The organism is Sphingomonas oligoaromativorans (assembly GCF_011762195.1).
Lineage (GTDB): Bacteria > Pseudomonadota > Alphaproteobacteria > Sphingomonadales > Sphingomonadaceae > Solisphingomonas > Solisphingomonas oligoaromativorans.
Genome location: NZ_JAASQK010000011.1, coordinates 1 through 26,173 on the forward strand (window position 1 = coordinate 1; position 26,173 = coordinate 26,173).

Consider the following 26,173-nt stretch of genomic DNA (forward strand, 5'->3'; position numbering starts at 1 on the left):
AACCAGGCATCAATGTCGCGGTAAACCGCGCCGCACCAAGTGGCGAAGCGCCGTTGACGAGGCGCTGTCTATGCCCACTCATCGCTGGCGTCAACGATTCGTCATGAACTTTTTTAAGGGCCGCCTCTCTTTTTTCGAAAATCCATGTAGATGAATGGGTTAGTGTCTATCCAGGCCGCCAGCGATCACCAGAATGCTCCTTCAGCCGATTTCCCAACCGATAGAATCACGCCGGACGGAGCATCTCGAACATCTCGCCTATCCGCGCATAGTCGCCGCGATAGCCCGCGCGCATGACCGGCTGGGCCGCACGGGTGTCGAAACGGCCGTCGCGGAGAAATTCGCGGCGGATATGCACGCCGACTACCTGCCCCAGCGCCAGCCAGTTGCCCATGACACCTCCGTCCCGATCGGTCAGGCGCACGATCTGCGTCAGCTTGCATTCCAGCGCCGCGGGCGCCTCCGCCACATGAGGCGCGCTGACGTTGCGGCCGGGCGCGGCCGTCAGCCCGGCGAGCGCGAATTCGTCGACATCGGGCGGGACGCTCGCGGAGCTGCGGTTCATCCGCTCCGCCAGCACATGGCTCGGCAGATTCCAGGCGAACTCCCCGGTCTCCTCGATATTGCGGATGCTGTCCTTATAGCCTTCGCTGCAAAAGCCGATCACCGCGGGCTTGCTCGCGAAGGCGCCGAAGAAGCTGTAGGGCGCGAGATTGGGCCTCCCCTTCCCGTCCAGGCTGGAAATCCAGCCGATCAGCCTCGGGGCCACGATCGCCTTGAAGGGATCATGAGCAAGACCATGCCCCTCGTCGGGATCATAGAAATACACATCGTCGGACATCACATGCGCCTTCGTGGAGACCGCTCTCGCACGCAGAGATAGCGAGAGACGTCGCCCGGCGCGACTATCCGGCATTGGCGGGCCGCATCGACCCCGAGCAGCCCATCACGCCGAAAAATTCGGCATTCTCTCCTTATACTAAAGTCGAATTTCTCGACATATACTGTGTTATTATCACCGGGAATCCGAAGTCTTCTGCGGTTTAATCGCTCCTTTACCGCATTTGGCTAGGGCTATTCGTGTCGTGCCATCGACCGGGACACTCGGCGTGGTACGGTCACGCAAGGGACGGGACGTGGGATGGGCGACCAGAGCGAAACAGGCGGGCCGCGTGGGGCGGCCCCGATAGCCGGACGGAAAAGTCCGTCATGAACGCGATCATGCCACGCGAGGAGCGGCCGGCGGACCTCGTCCATATCGCAAGCCTCGCTTCGCCGGACGTCATCGCGCCGGCCGCGGCGCGGGCACGCCTCTTCCTGCGCCATCATGCGATCGAGCGGCCCGAGGCCGCCGTCGGCGTGCGCCTGGTCGGCGAGGTGGTGATCGTGGCGGTCGAGGCGATCGATCCGGCGGCGATGCTGATGCTGGCCGATATCCGCAAGCGCGTGGCAGGCCAATTGATCGTGATCGCGGCGGACGTGCCGGCCGAACAGCGCATCCTCGCGCTCACGCTGGGGGCGGATCATGTGTTCGACGCGCAGGTCGACGAGCGGGAGCTGACCGCCGTGCTGCGCAACGCGACGCGCACCGCGCCCTCGCGCCTCACCATGCCGCGCGCGGGCGAGACACCGTGGCGCTGGCGGCTGGAGGCGGATCGCTGGGTGCTGGTCGCCCCCAATCTGCGCGAAGTGCGCCTGACCCGCAGCGAATATACGGTGCTGGGGCTGCTGATCGGCAATGCCGGCGCCATCCGCAGCCGGGCGGAGCTGCTCGCCGGCATCAACGGCCGCGCCGAGCGGGAACGCGTGCTCGACGTGCTGATCTCCAAGCTCAGGCGCAAGGTGTGGGATTGCGCGCAGATGGAGCTGCCGCTCAGATCCGCGCGCAACGCGGGATATGTCTTCGCAGGGCGGGTCGGCCGGGTGGCCGATCCTAGCGTCCCAGCGACAGCCGCCACGCAACATTGAGCTGCCACCCCTTCTCATAGCCCGCATAGGGCCGCTCGAGACGCCGCGCGCCCTCCAGGTCGAGCTGCGCCTTCTGGAGCCACGCCACGCGCACCCCGACACCGGCCGATGCGATATCATAGTCGGCGGCGGGGAATGGCCCGCGCTCCAGATAATGCGCCGTGGCCTTGTCGCCGAAAATGTAGAGCTCGCTCTGTTCGAACGCCTTGGGAAGCGGCGGGCGCCAGGCCAGTTCCGCGCTGCCGGCTGCCCCTCGGTCTCCGGCGAGCAGCGCCACCGGATAGGCGCGGCCGAAATCGGCACCGCCAACGATGAAGCGCTCGACCGCCGGCAAGGCGTCGTCCGCCCACTGCCCCGCCCCCGCCAGCCGCGCCACGAAGCGCTTGCCGAGCGCGCGATCCAGCGAGACGCGCCCGTTCACCTTGATGAAGCGCGGATCGGCGAAGGTGAGGTTGGTATCCGCATTGGCGATATCCAGCCCGCGGCTGACCGTCAGCGAAGCGGCGAGGCTGTGCTTCGCGCCCGCGTCGGTGAAGCTCGCCGCACCACGCACCGCCCGCGTCCGCTCGCGTGAGAGCAGCGAGCCCAGCACCGCATTGTCGCTGTTCACGCCGTCGATCGACAGGCTCAGCAACAGGTTGCGCGTGTAGGAGCGGATCAGCGGATGGCTGATCGAGAAGGACAGGATGTCCGCATTGCCCTTCACATGGGAATGGCGCGCACGGGTGTTGAGATGGGCAATCGAGACGCTGGCGCGCGTGCCGTTGTGTCCGATCGGCGTGGAATGGGTGAGCCCCGCATAACCGTAATTGCGGAAATTGGCGGCGGTCGCGAGGTTGAGGTCCGTCTCGTCGCCGGGCCGGAGCGCGCCGTAGAGCTTGCCCGTGGCGTTGAACTCGCCCTGGGCCAGCCCCTCCTGCGTGCGGTTGTCGAAGCTCAGCGAGACGGCGTGCGTCTTCTGCTTGAGGATCAGCACCAGCTTCACCGCCCCCGGCCGGCTGCCGCGCAGCAGCTTCACGTCGACCGTCAACCCCGGAATATCGCGGATCAGCGACAGGCAGCGTTGCAGCGAGGCGCGACGCAGCGGCCGCTCGGCGGCGAGCGTCGCCGCATATTGCTGCACCAGCTTCACCGAGCTGTGGGTCACGTCGCCCGTGACGATCGCTTGCTCGACATAGCCCTCCGCCACGCGGACATGGACCACCCCTCCCGCGAAGCTCTGCGCCGGGATGGCCAACGTGTAGAGGGCGACGGCCGACTTGCCGTAGGCAGTCGACATCGCATTGGCGAGCAGGCTCAGCGTCTCGGTGGTCGCCGGGCGGCCGAGGAACGGCCGCGCCGCGTCGCCCACCCGCTCGGGCACCTCGCTGCCGTCGAAGCGCACGCCGCGGATCGTCACGGCATGGTCGCCCACGCCCTTGTCGACCGAAGTGACATGATCCGGCACCGCGTTCGAAGGCTGAACCATGGGAGGCGGCGTCTGCGACGGGAGGCGGTCGATCCGCCCCTGGTCAATCAGAAGACCAGCCGGGCTGCCGGGCGTGGTCTGCGCGTAAGCAGAACCAGCTCCCCCCACCAGCAGTGCGGCATAGAGATATTTCAGCATGGCACCATCGCGAGAAGAGGATGCGGGCGGGCCCCCTGCCCGCCCGCAACAGGAAGGCTCAGTGATGGCCTGTCAGGCCGCCGAGAAGCCCGCTCACCGCGCCGGTGACACCGCTAAGCGGGGCCGCAGCCGTCACGGAGTTCACGGTGGAAGCTACCGTCGAGGTCACCCCCGAAAGAGCATTCGTCGCACCGCCGAGACCCGCCACCGAGCCGCTGGCCGAGGCCGTGCCGCCGAGCACCGCGCCTACTACAGGCAGGCTGCCCGTCACGCTACCGGACGCCGTCGCCGATGTTCCGGACAGACCGCCGAGCACCGTGCTCACCACGGGCAGGCTCCCCGTCACGCTGCCAGACGCCGTCGCCGACGTCCCCGACAGGCCGCCGAGCACCGCGCCCACCACGGGCAGCGATCCGGTAAGGCCGCCCGACGTGGCCGATGGCAGAACGGCCGACACGGTATCCGTCAACGTCGGAACGACCGAGTTCACGACCGTTTGCACCGCGCCCGTAACCGGCAGCGCGCCGGTCACGTTATTGACGAGACCACCAACACTGCTGCCGCCAAGCAGGCTCCCCACGGTCGGCACCGGCGTCGTGCTCGCGAGATTGAGGTTCACGAGCGAGCCATTCGAACTGGCTCCCTGGCCGACCCCCAGATTGATGAGCGAGCTGCCTTTGCCGCCCAGCAAATTGGCGCCGCCCAACCCCACAGTCACCACCGGGGAAACGGACTGGGTCACGCCATCAACCAGCGCGACCTTGCCGGTGGCCGCGCCATTCAGCGCTGTGCCGAGATTGTCGACCGTCTGGGTGATCGAATTCGTGACCGGCGCCAGAGTCGGCACCAGGCCGTTCACGGTCTGCGTGACACCCGTCAGCGGCTGGTCGAGCCCAAGCGCAGCGTTGCCGGCCGTCACCAGGACAGGAGCGAGCGGGGAAGGCTGCCCCGGCGTTCCGACATTGGAGAGAACCCCGGTTCCGCCGACGCCGCCATTGCCGGTGATATAGCCGAGCGGCAGCCCGCTAAGATCGCCAAGCCCCCCCGAACTGCTGCTGCCGCCTGAACTGCTGCTGCCGCCACTGGAGGAACTGCTGCCACCCGAGCTGCTGCTGCCACCGGAAGAGCTGCTGCCGCCAGAGCTGCTGCTGCCACCGCTGGAGGAGCTGCCGCCACTCGAACTGCCGCCCGAGCTGCTCGAACCGCCACTGCTGCTGCTGCCGCCTCCTCCGTCGCCAGCACCAATGCCCGCGAGATGCGTGCCGCCGGACGATTCACATGCGCTCACTACAACCAGCGTCGCCACTAGAAGCGAACTGCTCAAGATTTTCGTGCGATTGCTCATGATGACAACCTCCCTCACCGTAGGAAGCTGCCAACGCGGGCGGGAACCGCGATATGCGCGGATTTCCCAAGTTCAATGAATATTAGCGATTGTTACTGCCACGCCCGGACGTGCCGGAGCGGCGGCAGGGCGTTGGTTCAGGCCGCTTCGACCGCGAATAGGGTGACGCCCTGATATTTTGGATCCTGCGCCTCGAACAGCTCGCTGCGGGTGAACTGGCGGTCCGGCGACAGGGCCAGATCCTTGAGTCCGGCCAGCTTGAAGGTGCCGAGCTTCAGCTCGCGTGGCGGCTGGCCGTCGCGCTCGAGGGTGACGGCGTCGATGAACAGCTCATCGTGCCGGGTGTAGAGGATATGCGGGGCGAGGGTCACGACCATGCGGTTATAGGTTGCGACGACGCATTTATGCAGGGCGATCGCCTCGAACAGGATCTTGTTGGTTTCCATACCGCCTTACATTGGGGCCGCGGGGCGCAATGTCCAAGCCTCTTTTGTCGCATTGCAGCAAAAGCACCCGGCCGCGCGGCCCCTCGCGCAACCCACCGCAGGGAGGACTCGGTCCATCCCGCCGTTCATCCGGGTGTAATCGCCCGATACCTAGCCCGCGAGGCGACAGGGGCCTGAGGCACAAGGGGAATGAGGATGAAGGGATCGAGCATCGCGCTGGCGGCGCTGCTGGCGCTGGGCGGCGCCACCGCCGCATCGGCCGGAATCGGCGCCGAGGCCAATGGCACGCGGGCCGACGGCCATTGGGGCGGCGAGCTGGGCGCGGGCTACAGCTTCGGCATGGCGGGCTTCAGCCTGACGCCGGGCGTCGGCGTGCTGGTCGCCAACGACTATACGCGGGCCTATGGCCGGATCGAGGCCGCCTATCAGATCCCGGCGGTCGCGAAGATCGGCGCCGGCGTCAGGATCAGCGGCGATCATACCCGGCCCTATGGCACGGTGGCGCTGCCGCTGCTCCCCAAGCTCGCGATCAAGGGCAATGCCGGCCCCAAATATTACGCGCTGGGCCTGACGCTCGGCTATTGAGGCGATGGCCGGGGGCAGCCCCGGCCACGCTCTCGTCAGGGCTGCTCGGCGAGCGAGAAGATGCGCGTCGCCGCGACCCACTTCTCGCCCTCGCCCGCCGCCGGGATCGGGCGCTGGACGCTCGCCATCAGCGTCTCCCACACCTGAACGTCGGGATCGGACGCGTCCGCTGCGGCCTTGGTGACGGGATCGAAATCCGGCCCCGTCTCCATGACCATCACGAGGCGGGTGCCGGCGCGATAGATATCCATCGCCTCGATCCCCGCCCCGCGGATGCTGCGCCCGATCGCGAGCGGCAGTGCGCCTGCCGCGTGCCACGCCTCGTAGCGGGCGATAGCGGCCGCATCATCGACGAGGTCGAGCAACAGGACGTGCCGCTCAGGCATCGGCCACGACGTTCTGGCGCTGCGTGCCGAGCCCTTCGATGCCGAGTTCGATCACGTCGCCCGCCTTCAGATAGACCGGCGGCTTCTGGCCCATGCCGACGCCCGGCGGCGTGCCGGTGGAGATCACGTCGCCGGGGTGCAGCGTCATGAACTGGCTCAGATAGTGGACGATGAAGGCCGGCTTGTAGACCATCGTGGCCGTATTGCCGTCCTGATAGCGATGGCCGTTCACCTCCAGCCACATCTTGAGATTGTCCGGGTCGGCGATCTCGTCGCGGGTGGCGAGCCAGGGCCCGATCGGGCCGAAGGTGTCGCAACCCTTGCCCTTGTCCCAGGTGCCGTGGCGTTCGAGCTGATATTCGCGCTCGGAGACGTCGTTGATGAGGCAGTAGCCGGCGATATGCGCCTCGGCCTCTTCCTCGGTGACGTACTTGGCGGCCTTGCCGATGACGATGCCGAGTTCGACTTCCCAGTCGGTCTTCACCGAGCCGCGCGGGATGGCGACATCATCGTTGGGGCCGACGATGGCGCTGGTCGCCTTGGTGAAGAGCACGGGCTCGGGCGGCACGGTCATGCCGGATTCGGCGGCATGGTCCGAGTAGTTGAGGCCGATGCAGAGGAACTTGCCGACCTGACCCACACACGGGCCGAAGCGGGCATCGCCCTCGACCAGCGGCAGGCTGGCGGGATCGATCGCGGCGAGCCTGGCGAGGCCTTCCGGGGTCAGCACGTTGCCTGCGATGTCGGCGACATGGGCGGACAGATCGCGGATATGGCCATCGGCGTCGATCAGGCCGGGGCGTTCGGCGCCGGGCGCGCCATAGCGAACGAGCTTCATCGCAAATTCCTCAGTTGATCCAGCCGCCGTCGATGACGTGAACAGCGCCGGTGGTGAAGGCGGACTCATCGCTGGCGAGATAGAGCATCAGGTTGGCGATCTCGCCCGGCTCGCCCAGACGCCCCATCGGCTGACGCGCGACGAACTGCGCGCGCGCCGCCTCATAGTCGCCCGTGTCGCGCAGGCGCTGCTGGAGCGAGGGCGAGTCCACCGTGCCGGGGCAGACCGCGTTGCAACGCACGCCCTTCGCCACGAAATCGGCCGCGACCGCCTTGGTGAGGCCGATCACGCCCGCCTTGGTCGCGCCATAGGCGAAGCGGTTGGGGATGCCCTTCACCGAACTCGCGATCGACGCGATGTTGACGATCGAGCCCGCGCCCTTCTCCACCATGCCCGGCAGGAAGGCCCGGATCATCCGATACATGGCCGTCATGTTGAGGCCGACCGAGAAGTCCCACGCATCCTCGTCGCACTCAAGGATCGAGCCGGCGTGGACGAAGCCCGCGCAGTTGGCGAGCACGTCGATGGTGCCGATCTCGGCGGCCAGCGCCTTGATGGCGTCCGCGTCGGTCACATCGAGGCGGCGCGTTTCGCAGCCGATAAGCCCTTCGAGCAAATCCTCGCGGATGTCGGTCGCAATCACGCGCGCACCCTGTGCCGCGAACAGCTCGGCGGTCGAGCGGCCGATGCCCTGCGCCGCCGCCGTCACCAGCGCAGTCTTGCCGGCGAGACGGCCGCTCATGCCAGCACCGATTGGGCGCGGGTCGGCAGGCAGGCCGGGCCGACCGGCTCGAACGCCTTGTAGGTGAGGATGAATTCCCGATGGCCAAGCTCTTCGGACACGCTGCGTTCTCCTGAAGCCACCGCGATCACGCGGTCGTAGATTTCGTCGCCCACCTGCGCCAGCGTCGCCTGCCCTTCGAGGATGCGGCCGGCATTGACGTCCATGTCGGCGGCGAGGCGGCGGCCCGTCTCGGGGTTGGCGCAGATCTTGATGACCGGCGAGATCGCCGAGCCCACCACCGAGCCGCGCCCCGTGGTGAACAGGGTGACATGCGCGCCGCACGCGATCAGCTCGACGATCTCGGCATTGTCCGAGATGTTGGGGAAGCCGAAGCGCGGCTCGCCGTCGGGCACGACGTCGAGCAGATAGAGGCCGCCGGTCGGCGCGAGATCGCCCGGCTTGATGATGCCGCTAATCGGCGAGGAGCCCGATTTGGAATAGGCCCCCATCGACTTTTCTTCCTGCGTCGTGAGCCCGCCCTCGGCGTTGCCCGGCGCGAAGCTGCCGAAGCCCATCGTCGTGTAGTAACGCTCGGCCTTTTCCACGCAGGCCTCGATCTCGCGGCCGAGTTCGGGCGTGATCGCGCGGGTCGCCATGATCGTCTCGCAGCCGACCAGCTCGCCCGTCTCCTCGAAGATGCAGGTCGCGCCATCCGCCACGAAGCGATCGAAGGCGCGGCCGACGGCGGGGTTAGCGGTGATGCCGCTCGTCCCGTCCGAGCCGCCGCAGATCGTGGCGACGACCAGTTCCTCGACGGCCATCGGCACGCGCGGCGTCTTCGCCGCTCCGGCACGGACGCGCTCGACCGCTTCGAGGCCGGCCTTGGTGGTCGCCGCCGTGCCGCCGACCTCCTGGATCACCAGCAGCTCGACCGGACGGCCGCTCGCCTCGACCACGGCGCGCAGGCGCTCGCGGTTGAAGCTCTCGCAGCCCAGCGACACCAGCACCACGCCCCCGACATTCGGATGGGTGGCGATCGCCTCCATCACCTTGGCGGCATAGGCGTTCGGATAACAGCCGGGGAAGCCGACCAGATGCACGTCGGGATCGTCCGCCTTGTCGACGATGCGGCGCGCGACATGGTGCGCGCACTCGACGAGATAGGCGACGATCGTGACGTTGCGGATGCCCTTGCGGCCATCGCTGCGCAGATACCCCTCGATCACGCCGCGCCCCCGACCACCGCGCGGGTGTGGCTGGCGATATAGTCGCTCTTCATATTGTGCATGTGGACCCACTCCCCGGGCTCGGCGGGCGCGATCATGGACCCGATCGGCGCGCCATATTTGATGACCTTGTCGCCGGCCGCGAGCGCGTGGCGCGCCACCTTGTGGCCGACGGTGATCCCCTCGCGCGCGGGCACGGTGCCGCCGGCGACGGTGAGCATGTCGCCCACCTCGACGGGCGCGACGACGACGAGGACATTGTCGTCCTCATGAAGCAGGATGAGCTGGGTCATAGGGCAGGGTCCACGGAAAGGCCGTCGATCGCCGCCCACATCGCCTCGGGCACGGGCACCGCGAGGCGGGCGACGGTGTCGGCCACCTCGGCGGCGTTCGCCATGCCGGGGATCACGCTGGCGACCGCCGGGTGGCGGAGCGGGAAATGGAGCGCCGCGACCGGCAGCGAGACGCCGAAGCGCTGCGCCTCGGCCTCGATCGCGCGGGCCTTCGCCACCATCGCGGGCGGCGGCGCGGCATAGTCGTAATGGAGGTTCGTCGCCTCGGCGAGCGGACGGGCGAGGATGCCGCTGTTATACGGCCCGCCGACGATCACGCGCACGCCCTTCGCCTCGCAGAGCGGAAGCAGCGTCTCGGCGGCGCTGCGGTCGAGCAGCGTGTGGCGGCCGGCGAGCAGGATCATATCCAGCTCGACCCGCTCCAGCAGATCGAGGCAGATCGCCACCTCGTTGACGCCGATGCCGATCGCATCGATCGCGCCCTCGTCGCGCAGCCGGCGCATCGCGCGATATCCGCCGTCGAGGAACCGGGCGAGCATCGCCTCATGGGCATCGCCATGAGTAAGCCGGCCGATGTCGTGGGCGAAGAGGATCTCCACCCGGTCGCGACGGAGGCGGCGCAGGCTCTCCTCATGGCTGCGCAGGATGGCGTCGTGCGAATAGTCGAACACCGGCTCGAACGGGCGTGCATCGACGAAGCCGTGGCGCTCGCCGGTCGCCCCGGTCGGCACGAGCAGGCGGCCGACCTTGGTGGAGACGATGACGTCCCCGCGCCCCTCGATCACCGCGCCCAGCCGCTCCTCGGCGAGGCCGAAGCCATAATGCGGCGCGGTGTCGAAATAGCGGATGCCGGCATCGAGCGCGGCCTGCACGGCGGCGTGCGCCTCGGCATCGGGCATCGCCCGATAGAGGTTGCCGATCGCGGCCGTGCCCATGCCGAGCGTGGGGAGGTCGAAAGTCATGCCGTCGCCTCCGTCCGATCGGAAAGATGCAGGCGGGCGAACAGCGCCACCACCGCGAAGCAGAAGGCCGGCACCAGCATCGCGGCGCGGATCGTGCCGGTCAGGTCCGACAGCAGCCCCATCAGCGCGGTCAGCGCCGCGCCGCCGATGATGGCCATCACGATCAGCGAGGCACCCGGCTTGGTGAGCGGCCCGAGGCCGCGCAGCGAGAGGACGAAGATCGTCGGATACATGATCGACATGAAGGCGCTCGACGCGACCAGCGCCACGACGCCGATCCACCCGCCGACCGTCACCGCGACGAGGCACAGCGTCGCGTCGATCAGCCCGAACGCCAGCATCAGCCGCGCGCCCGACACCCGCGCCATCAGCGCCGAACCAACGAAGCGCCCCGCCATGAACAGGCCCAGCGAGGCCGTGAGCAGCCAGGCCGCCTCCTTCGTGCCGAGCGAGGGCAGCGCGACGGCGGTGTAGCGGATGAGGAAGCTCCACACGCCGACCTGCGCGCCGACATAGAAGAATTGCGCCACGACGCCGGACAGATAGCGCGGCCGCCGGAACAGCGCGCGGAAGGCGCCGGGGGTGCTTTCGTCCGCTTCCTGCCCGCGCGTCGCGACCGCCGGGAAGCGTGTCGCCACGATCAGCGCCGCCCAGCCCAGCACCACGGCCGCGATGATGAGATAAGGCAGCCGCACCGCCGCCGCACCGGCCGCCTGATCGCGCACGCTGTCCGACAGGATCAGATGCGCGCCCAGCGCCACGCCGGTGATCGAGCCCAGCGGATTGAACGCCTGCGCCAGATTGAGCCGCCGCTCGGCGCTCTCGGCCGGGCCGAGCGCCGCCACCATCGGGTTGGCCGCCGTCTCGAGGAAGGCGAGGCCGCTCGCGATCACGAACAGCGCGAAGAGGAAGAAGCCGTAGCTCAGCGTCGCCGACGCCGGCCAGAACAGCAGCGCGCCCGCCCCGAACAGCAGCAGGCCCAGCACCACCGCATTCTTGTAGCCGAAGCGCCGCATCACCAGCGACGCGGGAATCGCGAAGCAGAAATAGCCCAGATAGAAGGCCGACTGGACCAGACCCGATTGCAGATCGCCCAGCGTGAACAGCGCGCGGAAATGCGCGATCAGCACGTCGTTGAGATTGTTGGCGACGCCCCACAGGAAGAACAGCCCGACGGTCAGGACCATCGCCGCTCGCCCCGCACCGGCGCGCGCTCCATATTCAGTCATCGATCCCCTCCCCGCTCCGGCCGGCACTGTGCCCGCCACAGCCTTCCATCGCACGACAGAAAAATTCGGCCGGAACCCGAAGGCTCCGGCCGCAGTCGAGGGGGAAGGTTAATCCGATCACACCGTCCTCAGAAGGTGATCCGGGCGACGCCGCTGAGCTGGCGATCGTTGATGATCGAGTCACGCGGACGGGTCTCGATGCCGTAATAGGTCGAGGTTCTCGTGCTGGTGAGGTTCACGCCCTGCAACGTCAGCGAGAAATGCGGGGTCACGTCATAGGTGATCGACGCATCGAGCTGACCAAAGGCCTTCTCGAACACCGGCAGGTTGCCCGAGCCGTTGCCGGACGTGGTCAGCAGGAACTTGCTGCGCCAGTTATAGGCGACGCGCGCCGAAATCTTGCCGCGCTCGTAGATGCCGACCAAGTTGTAGTTGTACTTGGACAGGCCCTCCACCGACACGTTGTGGACCGGCCCTTCGGTCGCCGGGCTCGGCGCCTTCGAGTCGACATAGGTGAAGTTGGCCTGCATCCCGAGGCCCTTCAGCGCGCCCGGCAGGAAATCGAAGAACTGCTGATAGGCAACCTCGACGCCCTTCACCTTGGCATCGGCGACGTTGTCGTAGGACGTCACGTTGTAGGTCGCGGTTACGCCGTCGGTGAAGGTGACGTCGCGATTCGAGATGCCGGTCTGGATGTAGTTCTTGATATCCTTGTAGAAAGCCGCGGCGGTCAGCGAGCCGGTGTGCGAGAAGTACCATTCCGCCGAAACGTCCAGGTTGTTCGACTTCATCGGCTTCAGGAACGGATTGCCGCCGGTCGTATCATGCTCCTGATTGATCTGCGCGCTGCCCGGCTCGGTGATCGTCAGCGCCGGGTTGAGCTGCGTGAGCGTCGGACGCGAGACGTTCTTCGACGCCGCGAAGCGGAGCTGCAGATTGTCGGTCAGGTGCGCGCGCAGGTTCAGGCTCGGCAGCCAGTTGCTGTAGCTCTTCGAGAAATCGACCAGGGTCGACGTCGTGTTGCCGGTGCTCTGCTGCCCGTCCGGCTGAGTGACGAGATCGGTCTGCTGGTAATAGCCCATGCTGGACTCCTGCGTCCGCACGAAGCGAACGCCGATATTACCGTCGATCGGGATCGGGAGCTGGTCCGCCTTGAAATAGGCCGAGATATAGCCGGCATAGGTCTTCTGGGACTGGGCGCTGGTTCCGCTCGGCAGATAGGTCGCCGGCGACGAGATGCCGAGCGTGGAAAGCGTATCGGCATAATTGAGCGTCGTGCCGCGCGAGAAGAACAGGGCGCTGCCCGGCACGTCCGCATCGCCACGGAAGAAGTCGCTGAGGCTGACGTCCTCGAGATCGGTCGGCACGGTGGAGAGCTGGGTATAGCGATAACCCGTATCGCTCGTGGAGCTGGTGCGATCGGAGTAACGGAAGCCCAGCTTGACCGATTGCAGGAGGCCGCCGACCCGGTACTCGGCGTCGATCCGGCCGGACTTGTCCTTGGCCCGCGAGTGATTCAGGTCGTCGAGATAGAAAGCGGCATTATAGCTCGAACGATTGTTCGTGCCCTCCGGCGTGGTGATCGAGAAGGCCGGAACCGAGCCCGTGATGTCCTGCACCAGCGTGCCGTCGCCCGAACCGTTCAGGCCGATGATCGAACGCGTGTCGTGGGTCGTCGAATCGACATACTGGCCATCGGCCGTGATCGTCAGGCGATCCGTGGGCTTCCACTTCGCATTCAGCGAATAGTCGGTGGTGACGGAATGCCGGGTCTCGAGGCTGGTGTTCGCGGCAAGCGCGATATTCTGGTAGGTGCCGCTCTGGACATCGCCGTTCGGCGCGAAGGTGAAGGCCGCACCCGGCGTCGGCGACATCTGGGCGCCGAAAGGCTCGGCGAAATAGCTGTAGTCGTCGAACCGGAACTTGTAATCGCTGCGGAACACCTCGCCGGTGAACTCCAGCGTGCTGCTGGGCCGCCACTGAACCGACGTATCCAGGCCGAAGCGGCGACGATTGCCGTAGACTTCGCCGATGCCGGTGCCGTGCGCCAGCGTCGTCGTCTGGTCAAGACGGCCGAGCGTCTTCGCCGCGTCATAGTCGGCCTGATTGGTCGGCGTGCCGTCCGCCTTCAGGCTGGTGTCGAGCGTGTTGAACGGCTCGGTCGAGATCGTGTCCTGACGGAAGGCGGTCTTCTGATAGGAGGCGCTGACGAGGACGCCGATCTCGCCGATGCCCGTATCCCAGCGATCGCTCACCAGCAACGAGCCCGACGGACGGCTTTCCTTGACCAGATCATAATAGGTGTTGCTGGCCGCGGCCGCGATCTTGAAGCCGTCGAAATCGAACGGTTTGCGGGTGCGCAGGTTGATCGTGCCGCCGAGCTGATCCTCGATCAGATCCGACGACGGATTCTTGTACACGTCGATGCCGGCGAGCAGTTCCGAGGGCACGTCCTGGAGGCTCAGGGTTCCGGGAGGGCTCTTGGCATCGTCGCCCGGCGCGCCGGCCGTGAAGATGTCGCGCCCGTTGAGCTCGGTGCGGACCTGGGTGAGGCCACGGATCTGGACCGCGCTGCCCTCGCCATAGGTCCGCTGGATCTGGATACCGGAGATGCGCTGGAGCGCTTCGGCGATGTTGCGATCCGGCAGCTTGCCGATGTCCTCGGCGACGATCGAGTCGACGATCTGCGGCGAGTTACGCTTGATCGATTCGGCCGAACGAAGGCTGGCGCGCACGCCGGTGACGACGATGGCGCCATCGCCCGGAGCACCTCCCTCGACGGACGACTGGCCCTGATCGGCGGCGGCCGGAGCGGCAGTGGCGGCGGCGTTGGCGGCGACCTGCGTCGGAGCGGCGGCATCCTGCGCAAAGGCAACGCCCGGTGCAGCAACCGCCAGCACGGCGAAGGACGAGCCGGCCAGCAAGGCGCGCACGGCGCGGGCGGACTCATGCTGCATGGGACGGAACTTCATGATTCAAACCCCTCCTTACGGGGCCACCACGCTCTGGGCGCGGGCCGTTAGCGCTAACAATCGAATGCGCGAGGAAGCCCTCGCAGTGAAAGTTAGGAGGCGGGATGTGCGGGCCTGGCCCGTCGCATGTCCTCCCCAACGGCCTCTCCTCGCAGTCGTTCTGCCGGGGCCTTGGCCTCCCGGTAGCAGCAGTTTTCTCGATATGAAATATAAAATCGTATTTCAGATGTGATTTCATTGCGGGATGCGCCGCCGCCGCCTACAAGAATTGCGTGGAAATCCGCCGGCCGTGCGGGACACAGAAAGGGAGGCGGAGTGGCCACGGTAAAGGGGAAGTATCGCGCGCCAGCATTGCAAAAAGGCCTTGAAATCCTTGAATTTCTGGCCGCCACGACGGTCGCCATGCCGATGTCGGACATCTCGGCCGCACTGGGGCGATCGGTCAGCGAGATTTTCCGTATGCTGCAAGTGCTCGAAGAGCATGGCTACATCGCGCGCAGCGGCGAGGGCTATCGGCTCACCAACCGCCTTTTCGCGCTCGGGATGCAGCAGCCGCCGGTTCGGGAACTGCTGACGTGCGCGCTACCCGAAATGCATGATTTCGCCGCGGCGACGGGGCAGAGCTGCCATCTCGCGATCGTCTCCGGCGCGGAGATGGTGGTGGTCGCGAACGTCGAGGCGCCGGGTCTGCTCGGGTTCGCGGTGCGGATGGGCTATCGCCGCCCGCTGACGCTGTCGGCCTCGGGGCATGTGCTGCTGGCCTTCCAGCCCGAGGCCGCCCGCGCCGCCATGCTGCGCGATATCGCGGCGGCTGGAATCGAATCGGCTGATCTGCCCGCCCGGCTCTCCAGGGTCGAGGCGGCGGGTCATGTCGCCATGGCGAGCCCGATGCTCACGGCCATCACCGATCTGTCGGCGCCGGTGCTGCTGCACGGCGCGGCGCAGGCGGCGCTGACCGTGCCCTTCGTCGACGGCGCGGGCGCGCAGGTCGATCGGGCGGGCACCACGGCGGCGCTGATCGCGGCGGCGGAACGGATCTCGCAGGCGCTCGAGCTGGGCGGCCCGGCCGATCGGACCGCCTGATCGTCAGGCGCGGGCGGCGCTCCTCCACCAGCGCCGCCCGCCACCGGATTTCAGCACGGCGCGGCGGAACAGCCCGGCCGCGGCGCGCAGCGCCAGCACCAGCCACACGATCTGCCAGCCCAGCGCCAGCAGATGCGGCCAGAGCGCCGGCCGCTCCGCCGCGCGCGCCAGCATCGCCAGCGGAGAACTCCACGGGAAGATCGCCGCCGCCTTCGCCACCCAGCCCTCGGGATGCGCGACCCCGGCCGAGGCGAAGCCGAAGAGCAGGAGCTGGATCATCGTCGCCGGCATCGCCAGCACCTGGATCTCGCGCGGCGAGCCCGCCTGCGAACCCAGCCCGAGGAAGACGGCGCCGAGCAGCAGATAGCTCGCCACGAAATAGAGCAGCGCCAGCGCCACGAACGCCGGCCAGCCGACCGCCGGCACGGCCGCGTGGGCGAACAGCGTGGGGAAGAGCGTCAGCACCACGCCCACCCCCATCACCCCCCACACCGCCACGCCGGTGAGCGAGATCGCGAGCATCCCCGCCAGCTTGCCGAGGAAGATGGCGTCCACCGGCACCGCCGCCGCCAGCACCTCGATCACCTTGTTCGACTTCTCCTCGATGAAGGTGGAGAGCGACATGCCGGCCAGCAGCACGATCAGGAAGAACAGCGCCGTCTGCCCGGCGCGCGCCAGCGCGACCCGGTCATGCGTCTCGTCGGCGGGCGAAGCGGCGACGCGACGTTCGGGCAAGGCCACCGGCGGCGGCGCAGACCGGCCGAGCGCCGCCGTGGCCCGCGCGGTATCAAGCAGCAGCGACAGATCGTCGACGGTCGACCCCGGCGCGCGGCCCGACAGGGTGATATGCGGGTCCGCGAGCGAGCCGGTGAGCACCGCGGCATAGGAGACCTGCCCTTGCAGGAGGCGCGGAGCATCCCCGCCCGATGCCGCCACGAGATCGGGCAAGGCATCGTCGCCGAGCCGGCTCGCGAGCTTCGCGCGCGCGGCCAGCAGCGCGCCCGTCGATGCCGGATCGGTGGCGACGGCCACGACGGGGCGTGGCGGCGGCCCCTCCGAATTGCTGCCGATGGCGCCGAAGACGATGCCGAACAGGATCGGGAAGAGCGGCCCCAGCAGGAACAGCAGGAAGATGCGCGAGAAAACCGTCGCGGTATAATCGCGCCGCGCGATCACCCAGGCGGAGGCGATCAGCCGCCTCATGCCGCCAGTTCCTCATCGTCGGACGGATCGACCGGCTCGCCGACGAGATCGACGAACGCCTCGTGCAGGCTCGGCCGCTCGATCTGGAGCGCCTCGATCCCCGCCCCACCCGCGATCAGCGCCTCCAGCACCGGCTCGATGCCGGTGAGGGGCAGCGTGAAGCGCCATTCGCGATCGCGCCCCGTGGTGTCGGCGGGAAGGCTCGCGCGCCATGGCCCGTCGTCACGGCGGGTACGGAGCTGGACGCGCGAGGGCAGCCGGTCCCGCGCCTCCGCCACGCTGCCGTCGAAGCGGACCCCGCCCCTGGCGATGACGGTGATCCGCTCGCACAGCCGCTCGGCATGGGCGATGACATGGGTGGAGAAAAGCACCGTCGCCCCTTCCGCCACCTCCGCGCGGATCAGCCCCTCCAGCCGCTGCTGGTTGATCGCGTCGAGGCCGGAGAAAGGCTCGTCGAGCACCAGAAGGCGCGGCTTGTGGACGATGGTGCCGAGAAGCTGCACCGTCTGCGCCTGCCCCTTCGAGAGGGTGCGGATCGGCCGCATCGCGACCTCGCCGAGCCCCGCCCCTTCCAGCAGTTCCATCGCGCGGCGGCGCCCCTCAGCCTGCGACAGGCCGCGCAGCGCGCCAAGGAAGCCGATCGCGTCACGGGGCGTCATGCTGGGGTAGAGGCCGCGCTCCTCGGGCAGATAGCCGATCAGCGAGGCGGCGCGGAGCGGATCGCGCTCGCCGAACAGCGCGCGCCAGCCCTCGTCCGGGTCGATGATGCCCAGCAACATGCGCAGCGTCGTCGTCTTGCCCGCGCCGTTGGGGCCGAGCACGCCGTGGATGCTGCCGGTCGGCACCGACAGGCTCACCCCGTCGACGGCCCGCGCGCCCTCGAACAGCTTGACGAGACCGTGCGCCTCCACCGCGATATCGCTCATGCCCGTGTCCCGTTCCCGATCGGCGGCACCATCGATGGCAAAAGCCAACAAGCTGTTACGGTTCCAGACATTCTTCCGCCCCTTCTCGCCACGATGCCAGCCGCCCTGCTCCAAGGAAAGAGGCTGTTCCCACCCCTCCGCCACGCATAATGCGGTCTGGAGAAGGACGGAGGGCATGGACATGGCGACGCGATATGATGTGTTGATCGTGGGCGCGGGCCATGGCGGCGCGCAGGCGGCGATCGCACTCCGGCAGCGCAAGTTCGCGGGCACGATCGCGATCATCGGCGAGGAGCCGGAACTTCCCTATGAGCGCCCGCCGCTCAGCAAGGATTATCTCGCACAGGAAAAGCCGTTCGAGCGAATCCTGATCCGCCCCGAATCCTTCTGGGTCGAGCGCGAGGTGGCGATGCTGACCGGGCGCCGCGTCGTCTCGGTCGACCCCGAAGGCCATGGCGTCACCACGGCGGATGGCGAGACGATCGGCTATGGCCAGTTGATCTGGGCGACCGGCGGCCACGCCCGGCGCATCGCCTGCGAGGGCCACGACCTTGGCGGCGTCCATTCGGTGCGCACCCGCGCCGACGTCGACCGGATGGTGGAGGAACTGGCGACCACCACCCGCGTCGCGGTGATCGGCGGTGGCTATATCGGGCTGGAGGCGGCGGCCGTGCTGGCCAGGCTCGGCAAGACGGTGACGGTGCTGGAGGCGCTCGACCGCGTGCTGGCCCGCGTCGCCGGCGAGGCGCTGTCGCGCTTCTACGAGGCGGAACATCGCGCGCATGGCGTCGACGTCCGGCTGGGCGCGCGCGTGGAGCATATCGAGGGCGAGGATGGGCGCGTCACCGGCGTGCGGCTGGCGGGTGGCGAGATCGTCCCGGCCGGGATGGTGATCGTCGGCATCGGCATCGTGCCCGCGGTGGAGCCGCTGCGCGTGGCGGGCGCCGAGGGCGGCAACGGCGTCGCGGTCGACGAGCATGGCCGCACCTCGCTGCCCGACATCTTCGCGGTGGGGGATTGCGCGCTCCACGCCAACCCGTTCGCGGAAGGGATGCCGATCCGCCTGGAATCGGTGCAGAACGCCAATGACATGGCCACGGTCGTCGCTCGCGCGATCACCGGCGAGCCGGAACCCTATCATGCGGTGCCGTGGTTCTGGTCCAACCAGTATGACCTGCGCCTCCAGACCGTGGGCCTGTCGGTGGGGCACGATCAGGAAATCCTGCGCGGCGATCCCGCCTCGCGGGCCTTCTCCATCGTTTACCTCAAGCAGAATCGCGTGATCGCGCTCGACTGCGTGAATAGCGTCAAGGACTATGTCCAGGGTCGCGCCCTGGTGAACGGCCGGATCGTCGCCGATTCGCGGCGCCTTGCCGATGCCGCCGTTCCGTTGAAATCGCTGGTCGCGGAAACGACTTCCCCCGACTGAAACACAGCCCATCGTTCCACTCCCGTATTACTTCCCCATTGGTTAATGACAAACTAACCGCAGCCATTCACCGTGCCGACAGGTGCTCACCCTAGTCAGGGAGCCGGGGGAGCGCTGTTGGGGACCAACGGGCTCATGCGAATGGACTCGACGCGGTCACACGCCCGCCGCAAGGCGGGCAGCGTGTTGCTGCTTCTTCTTGGTGCGATCTTCGCGCCGCTGAATCCCGCCGCCGCCGCGGCGCTCGGTTCCGTGTCGGTGGACGGGAACGCGATCACGCTCGCCTTCGATACGGCGGTGGATGGCGCGTCCGGCTTCCTGCTCGATGCGCCGCGCCGTCTGGCGGTGGACGTGGCCGGCCTCGTGCCGGGCGCGGCCAGCGCCTCGGGCGGGCCGATCATCCAGACGCGCGTGGGCCAGGTGAAGCCGGGGATCGGCCGGGTCGTGTTCGATCTGTCCGGGCCGACGGTGGTCCGGTCCGCCAGCCTTTCCGACGATCGCAAATCGCTCGTGCTGCGCCTCGCCGATGCGAGCCCGCGCGCCTTTGCGGCGGCCACCCGCGCCGGACGCACCGTCTATGGCGGCGGCTCCTCCTCGGCCGGCGGGGCCACGCTGGTGCGCACCGGGCTCACCGTGCCGCTCGACGAGCCGAAGCCCTATCAGCTTGCCATCCCGCCCGTCGCTGGCCGCGCCGACAAGCCGCTGGTGGTGATCGACGCCGGCCATGGCGGCCATGATCCGGGCTCGCTCTCGATCGACGGGAAATATCGCGAGAAGGATGCCTCGCTCGCCATCGCCAAGGCGGTGCGCAACGCGCTGCTCGCGAGCGGCCGCGTGCGCGTGGCGATGACACGATCCGACGATCGCTTCCTCGTCCTCTCCGAGCGGCGCGAGATCGCGCGGCGGCTGCACGCCGACCTGTTCATCTCGATCCATTGCGACAGCGCGCCCGGCTCCAATGCCAGCGGCGCGACGGTCTACACATTGTCCGAGGTGTCGTCCGACCGGGTGGCCGCCAAGCTCGCCGCCAAGGAGAACAAGGCCGATATCCTGAACGGCGTGAATCTCGACAAGCAGTCGAACGACGTGTCGTCGATCCTGATCGACCTCACCCAGCGCGAGACGATGAACACCTCGTCGCGCTTCGCCGATCTGCTCCAGCGCGAGCTGACCGACCAGCGGGTGGACTTCAAGACGACCTATCACCGCTTCGCCGGCCTCGCCGTGCTGAAGGCGCCCGACGTGCCGGCCGTGCTGCTCGAAACCGGCTATATGTCGAGCCCGGAGGATCTCCGCCTCCTCTTCTCGAAGGATTATCAGCACCGCCTCGCCGTCGGCGTCACCCACGCGGTCGAGGCGCATTTCGCCCGCCGGCTGGGCCGCACCGACATCGCGATGAAGGACTGAGCGTGCCTGAGGGGCGGCGATCGCGCCGCCCTTCGCCCCGCGCCGGCTTCCAAAGCGCACACAAGCTGCTAGACCGCAGACCGACATGGACGATCAGGCGGACAGCAGCGGCCCCATCAGAATCAAGCGCAGCGACGGCGAGCGGTGGCGCCGCTTGCTGACGTCGCGATGGGCGAAAATCGGCGGGGCGTTCGTCGCCCTGATCCTCGTCGCGTGGCTGGCGATCTGGCTGATCTTCGCGCGCGATCTGCCGTCCACCGACAAGCTGCTCAGCTACGAGCCGCCGCTGCCCACCAATCTGCGCGGGATCGACGGCCAGCCGATCTACACCTTCGCGCGCGAGCGGCGAATCCAGCTCTCCTATGCGGAATTTCCGCCGCTGCTGGTCGATTCCTTCGTCTCGGCCGAAGACAAGACCTTCTTCTCGCACCACGGCATCGATGTCGGCGGCCTCGCCAGCGCGGTGTTCGATTATGCGCGCAAATATGGCTCGGGCGAACGTGCCCGCGGCGGCTCAACCATCACCCAGCAGGTCGCCAAGAACCTGCTGACCGGCAACGAATATTCCGTGAAGCGCAAGGTGCGCGAGGCGATCCTCGCGGTCCGCATCGAGAACACGCTCTCGAAGCAGCAGATCATGGAGCTGTATCTCAACCAGATCTTCCTCGGCCGGAACGCCTATGGCGTCGAGGCGGCGGCGCAGGCCTATTTCGGCAAGGACGTGAAGGATCTGACGCTGCCCGAGATGGCCTATCTCGCCATCCTGCCCAAGGCGCCGAGCAACTATACGCCCGAACATGATGCAGACCGCGCTCTCGCCCGCCGCGCTTATGTGCTGCGCGAGCTTCAGAAGAACGGCTATATCACCGAGGCCCAGCGCGAGGCCGCCGACGCCGCCCCGCTCGGCACGATCCGCCGCGCCTCCGTCAGGCAGGACATGCCTCCGGGCTATTTCGTCGAGGAGGTCCGCCGCGAGCTGATCGACAAATATGGCGAGAATGAACAGGACGGCGGCTATTCCGTCTATGCCGGCGGCCTGTGGGTCCGCACCTCCTTCGATCCGCAGAAGCAGGTGGCGGCCGAGAAGGCGCTGCGCGACGGCCTCGTCCGCTACGACACCGGCAAGGGCTGGAGCGGCCCGATCCGTCATATCGAGGTGGGCGAGGGCTGGCAGGGGCGCCTGCTCGCGCTCAATGTCGGCACCGGCTATGCCGACTGGAAGGCGGCCGTCGTCCTCTCCAAGAGCGACGGCCGCGCCCAGATCGGCTTCGAGGACGGCTCGACCGGTGTCCTCCCGGCAGGCGCAGCGATCATGCCCAAGCGCGGCATCGGCGGGCGCGCCTTCGACTTCCTGCGCGCCGGCGACGTGATCGTGGTGAAGAATGAGGGCGGCACCTGGTCGCTCCGCTCGATCCCGGCGATCTCGGGCGGCATGGTGATCGAGAACCCGCACACCGGCCAGGTGCTCGCCATGCAGGGCGGATGGGACTTCAAGGGCGCGAGCTTCAACCGCGCCACCCAGGCGAAGCGCCAGCCCGGCTCGACCTTCAAGCCGATCGTCTATTCGGCCGCGCTCGACAATGGCATGACCCCGGCCTCGATCGTGGTCGACGGCCCCTTCTGCGTGTTCCAGACGGCGCGGCTCGGCACCAAATGCTTCCGCAATTTCGGGCGGGACTATGCCGGGCCGCAGACGATGCGCTGGGGCCTCGAACAGTCCCGCAACCTGATGACGGTGCGGATCGCCAGCCAGATCGGCATGGACAAGGTGACGGCGCAGGCGAGGAAGCTCGGCGTCGGCGATTATCCGAACCAGCTCGCCTTCGCGCTGGGCGCCGGCGACACCACCGTACTCAAGATGGTCAACGCCTATTCGGCGCTCGACAATCTCGGCCGCCAGATGCCGCCGACGCTGATCGATTATGTGCAGGATCGCCACGGCAAGGTGATCTGGCGCGCCGACACCCGCCCCTGCGACGGCTGCAACGCGCCCGACTGGGACGGCAAGGCCATGCCGCGCCCGCCGGTCCGTGGCCGGCAGGTGATCGATCCGCTCACCGCGACGCAGATCGTCCACATGATGGAAGGCGTCGTCCAGCGCGGCACCGCCACGCTCCTGCGCGATCTCGGCCGGCCGATGTTCGGCAAGACGGGCACGACCTCCGGCCCCACCAACGTCTGGTTCGTCGGCGGATCGGCCGATCTCGTCGGCGGCGTCTATCTCGGCTACGACCAGCCGCGCCCGCTCGGCGGCTATGCGCAGGGCGGCACGATCGCGGCGCCGATCTTCAAGCAGTTCGCGCTGGCGACGATGGCGAAGGATCCGGTCGTGCCCTTCCGCCACGCGCCGGGCATCCGCATGGTCAGGATCGATCGTCATTCGGGCCGCCGCGTCTATGGTGGCTGGCCGTCGCCCGATCCGCTCTCGCCGATCATCTGGGAAGCCTTCAAGCCCGAGACCGAACCGCGCCGCACCATCAAGCGCGAAACCGCGGTCAAGGAAGCGCCCAAGGCGCAGGCGGCGCCCCGCGACAGCGACTTCTTGCAGAGAGAGGGTGGGATTTACTAAATCCCGCGTTCATAGCGTGCCCCCGTCGGGGCCATTTCGCCCGCCGCACCGTGTCTCGGCACGCCGGATGTTCCGGGTGGGTTGTTGAGACGAAGGAAAACAGACGATGCGCGCCGAAGCGCAAGCTCATGTCGAGAAGATCAATGCCGCGATGGCGCTCGTCCGCCGCTTCATCGAGTGGGACCGCGCGCTGCGCCGTCTCGACGAGCTGAACGCGCGCGTCGAAGACCCGGCGTTGTGGAACGATCCCAAGCAGGCGCAGGCGATCATGCAGGAACGCCGCCGCCTCGATGAATCGATCGCGGCGGTGAAGGCGATCGAGACGGACCGCGACGACACCGTCGAGCTGATCGAGATGGCCGAGGCCGAGGGCGACACCGACATGGAAGCCGAGGCCAACGCCTCGCTCGCGGCGCTCGCCGAGCGGGCCGAGACCGACAAGGTGAAGGCACTGCTCGCCGGCGAGGCCGATGCCAACAACACCTATATCGAGGTCAACGCCGGCGCCGGCGGCACCGAGAGCCAGGACTGGGCCTCGATGCTCCAGCGCATGTACCAGCGCTGGGCAGAGCGGCACGGCATGAAGGTCGAGCTGATCGACTATCACGCCGGCGAGCAGGCGGGCATCAAGTCCGCGACGATGATGCTCAAGGGCGAGAATGCCTATGGCTGGGCCAAGACCGAGAGCGGCGTCCACCGCCTCGTCCGCATCTCGCCCTATGACAGCTCCGCGCGCCGCCACACCAGCTTCGCATCGGTGTGGGTGTACCCGGAAGTCGATGACAATATCGATATCGTCATCAACGAGAGCGAGCTGCGCATCGACACCTATCGCGCGTCCGGCGCGGGCGGTCAGCACATCAACACCACGGACTCGGCGGTGCGCATCACCCACCTGCCCACCGGCATCGTGGTGCAGTGCCAGAACCAGCGTTCGCAGCACAAGAACAAGGCCGAAGCCTATAACCAGCTCCGCGCCCGTCTCTACGAGCGCGAGCTGGCCGAGCGCGAGGCCGTGGCCAACGCCACCAACGCCAGCAAGACCGACATCGGCTGGGGGCATCAAATTCGCTCCTATGTGCTCCAGCCCTATCAGCTCGTGAAGGATCTGCGCACCGGCGTCACCTCCACGGCGCCGTCGGACGTGCTGGACGGCGCGCTCGATCCATTCATGGCGGCCGCCCTCTCGCAGCGTGTGACCGGCGAGACGGTGGAGGTGGAGGACGTCGATTGACGTCGGCCCGCGCTCTGATCGGCCTTCTGATCCTCCTGGCCCCGCTCGCCGGCTGCGCGCGGGGCTCGGATGAGCAAAGCCGGCCGGCGCGCAACAAGGACGGCTTCCCCCTCCCCGCCCGCCCCGTGGCGGCGCTGGAGCAGGACAGCATCACCACCGAGAAATCGCGCGACAAGGTCAACGAGGCCCGCGCGGTGATGAACAAGGCGGGCATCCGGCCGGGGATGACCGTCGCGGACATCGGCGCGGGCGAGGGCTATTACACCATCCGCCTCGCCGCCCGCGTCGGCGACAAGGGCCGCGTGCTGGCCGAGGACATCGTACCCGAGGTGCATGACGAGCTCGCCGAGCGCGTCGCCCGCGAGCGGCTGGACAATGTCAGCGTCCGGCTCGGCGATCCGGCCAATCCGCGCCTGCCGACGGGCAGCTTCGATCGTGTGATGATGGTCCACATGTATCACGAGATCGAGCAGCCCTATGAGTTCCTGTGGAACGTGCGGCCCGCGCTCAAGCCCGACGGGCAGCTCGTGGTGGTCGATGCCGACCGGCCGACCTCGGCCCACGGCACGCCGGCCGGCCTGCTGCTGTGCGAGCTGAAGGCAGTGGGCTTCGAACGCGTGAAGCAGGTGCCCATGCCCTCGATCGGCGGCTATCTCTCGCTGTTCGTGGCGCGGGGGCCTCGCCCCGAGCCGAGCGCGATCCGCCCCTGCGACGCCAGCGGCCGCGCGCTCTGATCCCCGGCCACTGGCCGGCCCCGCCAAAGCCGCTATGGTGCGGCTCTTCCCGTCCCGGAGCGCCTGAATGCCCTCTCCCCGCCATCCCGAGCATCAATATCTCGATCTGCTGCGGCAGGTGTGGACGCAAGGCGACGAGCGCCGCGATCGCACGGGCGTCGGCACGCGCTCGCTGTTCGGGGCGACGCTGCGCTTCCCGCTGGCCGACGACGCGATTCCGCTGCTCACGACCAAGCGCGTTGCCTGGAAGGTGGCGGCACGCGAGATGCTGTGGTTCCTGAGCGGCTCCACCAACATCCGCCCGCTGGTCGAGCAGAAGGTGCATATCTGGACCGACTGGCCGCTCGCCCGCTACCGCGCGCATTCGGGCGAGGCGATCGACCGCGACACGTTCGAGCAGCGCATCCTCGACGACGACGCCTTCGCGGCGGAATGGGGCGATCTCGGCCCGGTCTATGGCAAGCAATGGGTCGACTGGCCGCGCTTCGAGCCCGACGCCGTGCATCCCGAGCTGTTCCGCCGTGCCTCGACCGGCATCAACCAGATCGCCATGCTGGTCCACGGCCTGCGCCACAACCCGGCCTCGCGCCGGCACATCTTCACCGGATGGAATGTCGCCGAGTTGGAGGAGATGGCGCTGCCGCCCTGCCACATGACCTATCAATATCATGTCTCGGGCGATCGTCTGTCGGGGATGCTGTGGCAGCGCTCCTGCGATCTCGGGCTGGGCTTCGCGTTCAATGCCTTCTCGGCGGCGCTGCTCATTCGGATGCTCGCGCAGCAATGCGATCTGGAGCCCGGCGAGTTGGTGTGGAGCGGCGGCGACGCGCATGTCTATCTGAACCACGAGCATCTGGTGACCGAGCAGCTTTCCCGCGAGCCCCGCGGCACGCCCAAGCTCCGCATCCTGCGTAAGCCGGAGTCGATCTTCGACTACACAATCGAGGATTTCGAGGTGGTGGATTATGATCCCCACCCGCACATCGCCGCCCCGGTCGCGGTGTGAGC

General features: G+C 67.8%; 23 protein-coding genes. 9 read left to right on the plus strand and 14 right to left on the minus strand.

The genetic code is table 11. The features are described 5' to 3' along the window. Window positions 1–226: 226 nt before the first annotated feature. Window positions 227–841 carry a flavin reductase family protein gene (locus tag FHS98_RS16845; RefSeq protein ID WP_167107927.1) on the minus strand — a complete coding sequence of 205 codons (615 nt, stop codon included), beginning with the start codon at window positions 839–841 and terminating at the stop codon, window positions 227–229. A 368-nt stretch (window positions 842–1,209) separates the two neighbouring features. Here FHS98_RS16845 and FHS98_RS16850 point away from each other — a divergent pair, with 368 nt between their 5' ends. Continuing rightward, complete coding sequence (locus tag FHS98_RS16850) at window positions 1,210–1,968, plus strand: winged helix-turn-helix domain-containing protein (RefSeq protein ID WP_167107930.1); 759 nt, start codon at window positions 1,210–1,212, stop codon at window positions 1,966–1,968. Here the strand turns inward: FHS98_RS16850 and FHS98_RS16855 are convergent. The 3 genes from FHS98_RS16855 to FHS98_RS16865 form a co-directional block, all read right to left on the minus strand. After that, window positions 1,934–3,574, minus strand: a complete 1,641-nt coding sequence (locus FHS98_RS16855) for a ShlB/FhaC/HecB family hemolysin secretion/activation protein (RefSeq protein WP_167107933.1) — start codon at window positions 3,572–3,574, stop codon at window positions 1,934–1,936. The two genes, FHS98_RS16850 and FHS98_RS16855, sit on opposite strands and share 35 nt — an antisense overlap. A 58-nt stretch (window positions 3,575–3,632) precedes the next feature. Continuing rightward, window positions 3,633–4,919, minus strand: coding sequence for a hypothetical protein (locus FHS98_RS16860; RefSeq protein WP_167107936.1), 1,287 nt, complete (start codon window positions 4,917–4,919; stop codon window positions 3,633–3,635). 137 nt (window positions 4,920–5,056) lie between these two features. Then, the gene (locus FHS98_RS16865; RefSeq protein ID WP_167107939.1) at window positions 5,057–5,365 is read right to left on the minus strand and encodes a hypothetical protein; all 309 of its coding nucleotides are present in this window, start codon (window positions 5,363–5,365) and stop codon (window positions 5,057–5,059) included. A gap of 195 nt (window positions 5,366–5,560) precedes the next feature. Between FHS98_RS16865 and FHS98_RS16870 the strand changes: the two genes are divergently transcribed. Then, the gene (locus FHS98_RS16870; RefSeq protein ID WP_167107942.1) at window positions 5,561–5,950 is read left to right on the plus strand and encodes a hypothetical protein; all 390 of its coding nucleotides are present in this window, start codon (window positions 5,561–5,563) and stop codon (window positions 5,948–5,950) included. Between the two features lie 35 nt (window positions 5,951–5,985). On the opposite strand, the gene FHS98_RS16875 is transcribed toward FHS98_RS16870, so the two are convergent. The 8 genes from FHS98_RS16875 to FHS98_RS16910 all read right to left on the minus strand — a co-directional run bounded on the left by FHS98_RS16875 (window position 5,986) and on the right by FHS98_RS16910 (window position 14,580). Continuing rightward, complete coding sequence (locus FHS98_RS16875; protein ID WP_167107945.1) at window positions 5,986–6,336, minus strand: L-rhamnose mutarotase; 351 nt, start codon at window positions 6,334–6,336, stop codon at window positions 5,986–5,988. Continuing rightward, entirely contained in the window at window positions 6,329–7,174 is an 846-nt protein-coding gene (locus FHS98_RS16880) for a fumarylacetoacetate hydrolase family protein (RefSeq protein ID WP_167107947.1), read from the minus strand. Before FHS98_RS16880 ends, FHS98_RS16875 begins: the two co-directional genes overlap by 8 nt. A 10-nt stretch (window positions 7,175–7,184) precedes the next feature. Then, on the minus strand, window positions 7,185–7,916 hold the full coding sequence (locus FHS98_RS16885) for an SDR family oxidoreductase (RefSeq protein ID WP_167107950.1): 732 nt from the start codon (window positions 7,914–7,916) through the stop codon (window positions 7,185–7,187). Further along, entirely contained in the window at window positions 7,913–9,124 is a 1,212-nt protein-coding gene (locus FHS98_RS16890) for a UxaA family hydrolase (protein WP_167107953.1), read from the minus strand. Before FHS98_RS16890 ends, FHS98_RS16885 begins: the two co-directional genes overlap by 4 nt. Further along, the gene (locus FHS98_RS16895; RefSeq protein ID WP_167107957.1) at window positions 9,121–9,417 is read right to left on the minus strand and encodes a UxaA family hydrolase; all 297 of its coding nucleotides are present in this window, start codon (window positions 9,415–9,417) and stop codon (window positions 9,121–9,123) included. Before FHS98_RS16895 ends, FHS98_RS16890 begins: the two co-directional genes overlap by 4 nt. Then, on the minus strand, window positions 9,414–10,379 hold the full coding sequence (locus tag FHS98_RS16900; RefSeq protein ID WP_167107960.1) for an aldo/keto reductase: 966 nt from the start codon (window positions 10,377–10,379) through the stop codon (window positions 9,414–9,416). The genes FHS98_RS16895 and FHS98_RS16900 overlap by 4 nt, the downstream gene beginning before the upstream one ends. Beyond that, window positions 10,376–11,608: an L-fucose:H+ symporter permease gene (gene fucP / locus FHS98_RS16905; RefSeq protein ID WP_243848090.1), complete on the minus strand. Its 1,233-nt coding sequence runs from the start codon at window positions 11,606–11,608 to the stop codon at window positions 10,376–10,378. The genes FHS98_RS16900 and fucP overlap by 4 nt, the downstream gene beginning before the upstream one ends. A gap of 128 nt (window positions 11,609–11,736) precedes the next feature. Next, on the minus strand, window positions 11,737–14,580 hold the full coding sequence (locus tag FHS98_RS16910) for a TonB-dependent receptor (RefSeq protein ID WP_167107962.1): 2,844 nt from the start codon (window positions 14,578–14,580) through the stop codon (window positions 11,737–11,739). A gap of 315 nt (window positions 14,581–14,895) precedes the next feature. Between FHS98_RS16910 and FHS98_RS16915 the strand changes: the two genes are divergently transcribed. After that, window positions 14,896–15,663, plus strand: a complete 768-nt coding sequence (locus FHS98_RS16915; protein WP_341786092.1) for an IclR family transcriptional regulator — start codon at window positions 14,896–14,898, stop codon at window positions 15,661–15,663. Between the two features lie 3 nt (window positions 15,664–15,666). Here FHS98_RS16915 and FHS98_RS16920 read toward each other — a convergent pair whose 3' ends face one another. Together FHS98_RS16920 and FHS98_RS16925 are read right to left on the minus strand one after the other, a co-directional pair. Next, window positions 15,667–16,866 (minus strand): ABC transporter permease, encoded by a 1,200-nt coding sequence (locus FHS98_RS16920; RefSeq protein ID WP_167107965.1) that lies wholly within the window; start codon window positions 16,864–16,866, stop codon window positions 15,667–15,669. Beyond that, window positions 16,863–17,792, minus strand: coding sequence for an ABC transporter ATP-binding protein (locus FHS98_RS16925; protein ID WP_167107968.1), 930 nt, complete (start codon window positions 17,790–17,792; stop codon window positions 16,863–16,865). Before FHS98_RS16925 ends, FHS98_RS16920 begins: the two co-directional genes overlap by 4 nt. Window positions 17,793–17,973: 181 nt before the next feature. On the opposite strand from FHS98_RS16925, the gene FHS98_RS16930 reads away from it, so the two are divergent. The 6 genes from FHS98_RS16930 to thyA all read left to right on the plus strand — a co-directional run bounded on the left by FHS98_RS16930 (window position 17,974) and on the right by thyA (window position 26,171). Beyond that, on the plus strand, window positions 17,974–19,221 hold the full coding sequence (locus tag FHS98_RS16930) for an NAD(P)/FAD-dependent oxidoreductase (protein WP_167107971.1): 1,248 nt from the start codon (window positions 17,974–17,976) through the stop codon (window positions 19,219–19,221). A gap of 141 nt (window positions 19,222–19,362) precedes the next feature. Beyond that, window positions 19,363–20,628 carry an N-acetylmuramoyl-L-alanine amidase gene (locus FHS98_RS16935; protein WP_167107974.1) on the plus strand — a complete coding sequence of 422 codons (1,266 nt, stop codon included), beginning with the start codon at window positions 19,363–19,365 and terminating at the stop codon, window positions 20,626–20,628. An 85-nt stretch (window positions 20,629–20,713) separates the two neighbouring features. Beyond that, the gene (locus tag FHS98_RS16940; RefSeq protein ID WP_167107977.1) at window positions 20,714–23,197 is read left to right on the plus strand and encodes a penicillin-binding protein 1A; all 2,484 of its coding nucleotides are present in this window, start codon (window positions 20,714–20,716) and stop codon (window positions 23,195–23,197) included. Between the two features lie 106 nt (window positions 23,198–23,303). Beyond that, entirely contained in the window at window positions 23,304–24,431 is a 1,128-nt protein-coding gene (gene prfB / locus FHS98_RS16945) for a peptide chain release factor 2 (protein ID WP_167107980.1), read from the plus strand. Beyond that, a complete protein-coding gene (locus FHS98_RS16950) occupies window positions 24,428–25,165 on the plus strand; it encodes a class I SAM-dependent methyltransferase (RefSeq protein WP_167107983.1) in 738 nt (245 codons plus the stop codon). Before prfB ends, FHS98_RS16950 begins: the two co-directional genes overlap by 4 nt. A gap of 67 nt (window positions 25,166–25,232) precedes the next feature. Then, window positions 25,233–26,171, plus strand: a complete 939-nt coding sequence (gene thyA, locus FHS98_RS16955) for a thymidylate synthase (protein WP_167107986.1) — start codon at window positions 25,233–25,235, stop codon at window positions 26,169–26,171. Window positions 26,172–26,173 lie beyond the last annotated feature (2 nt).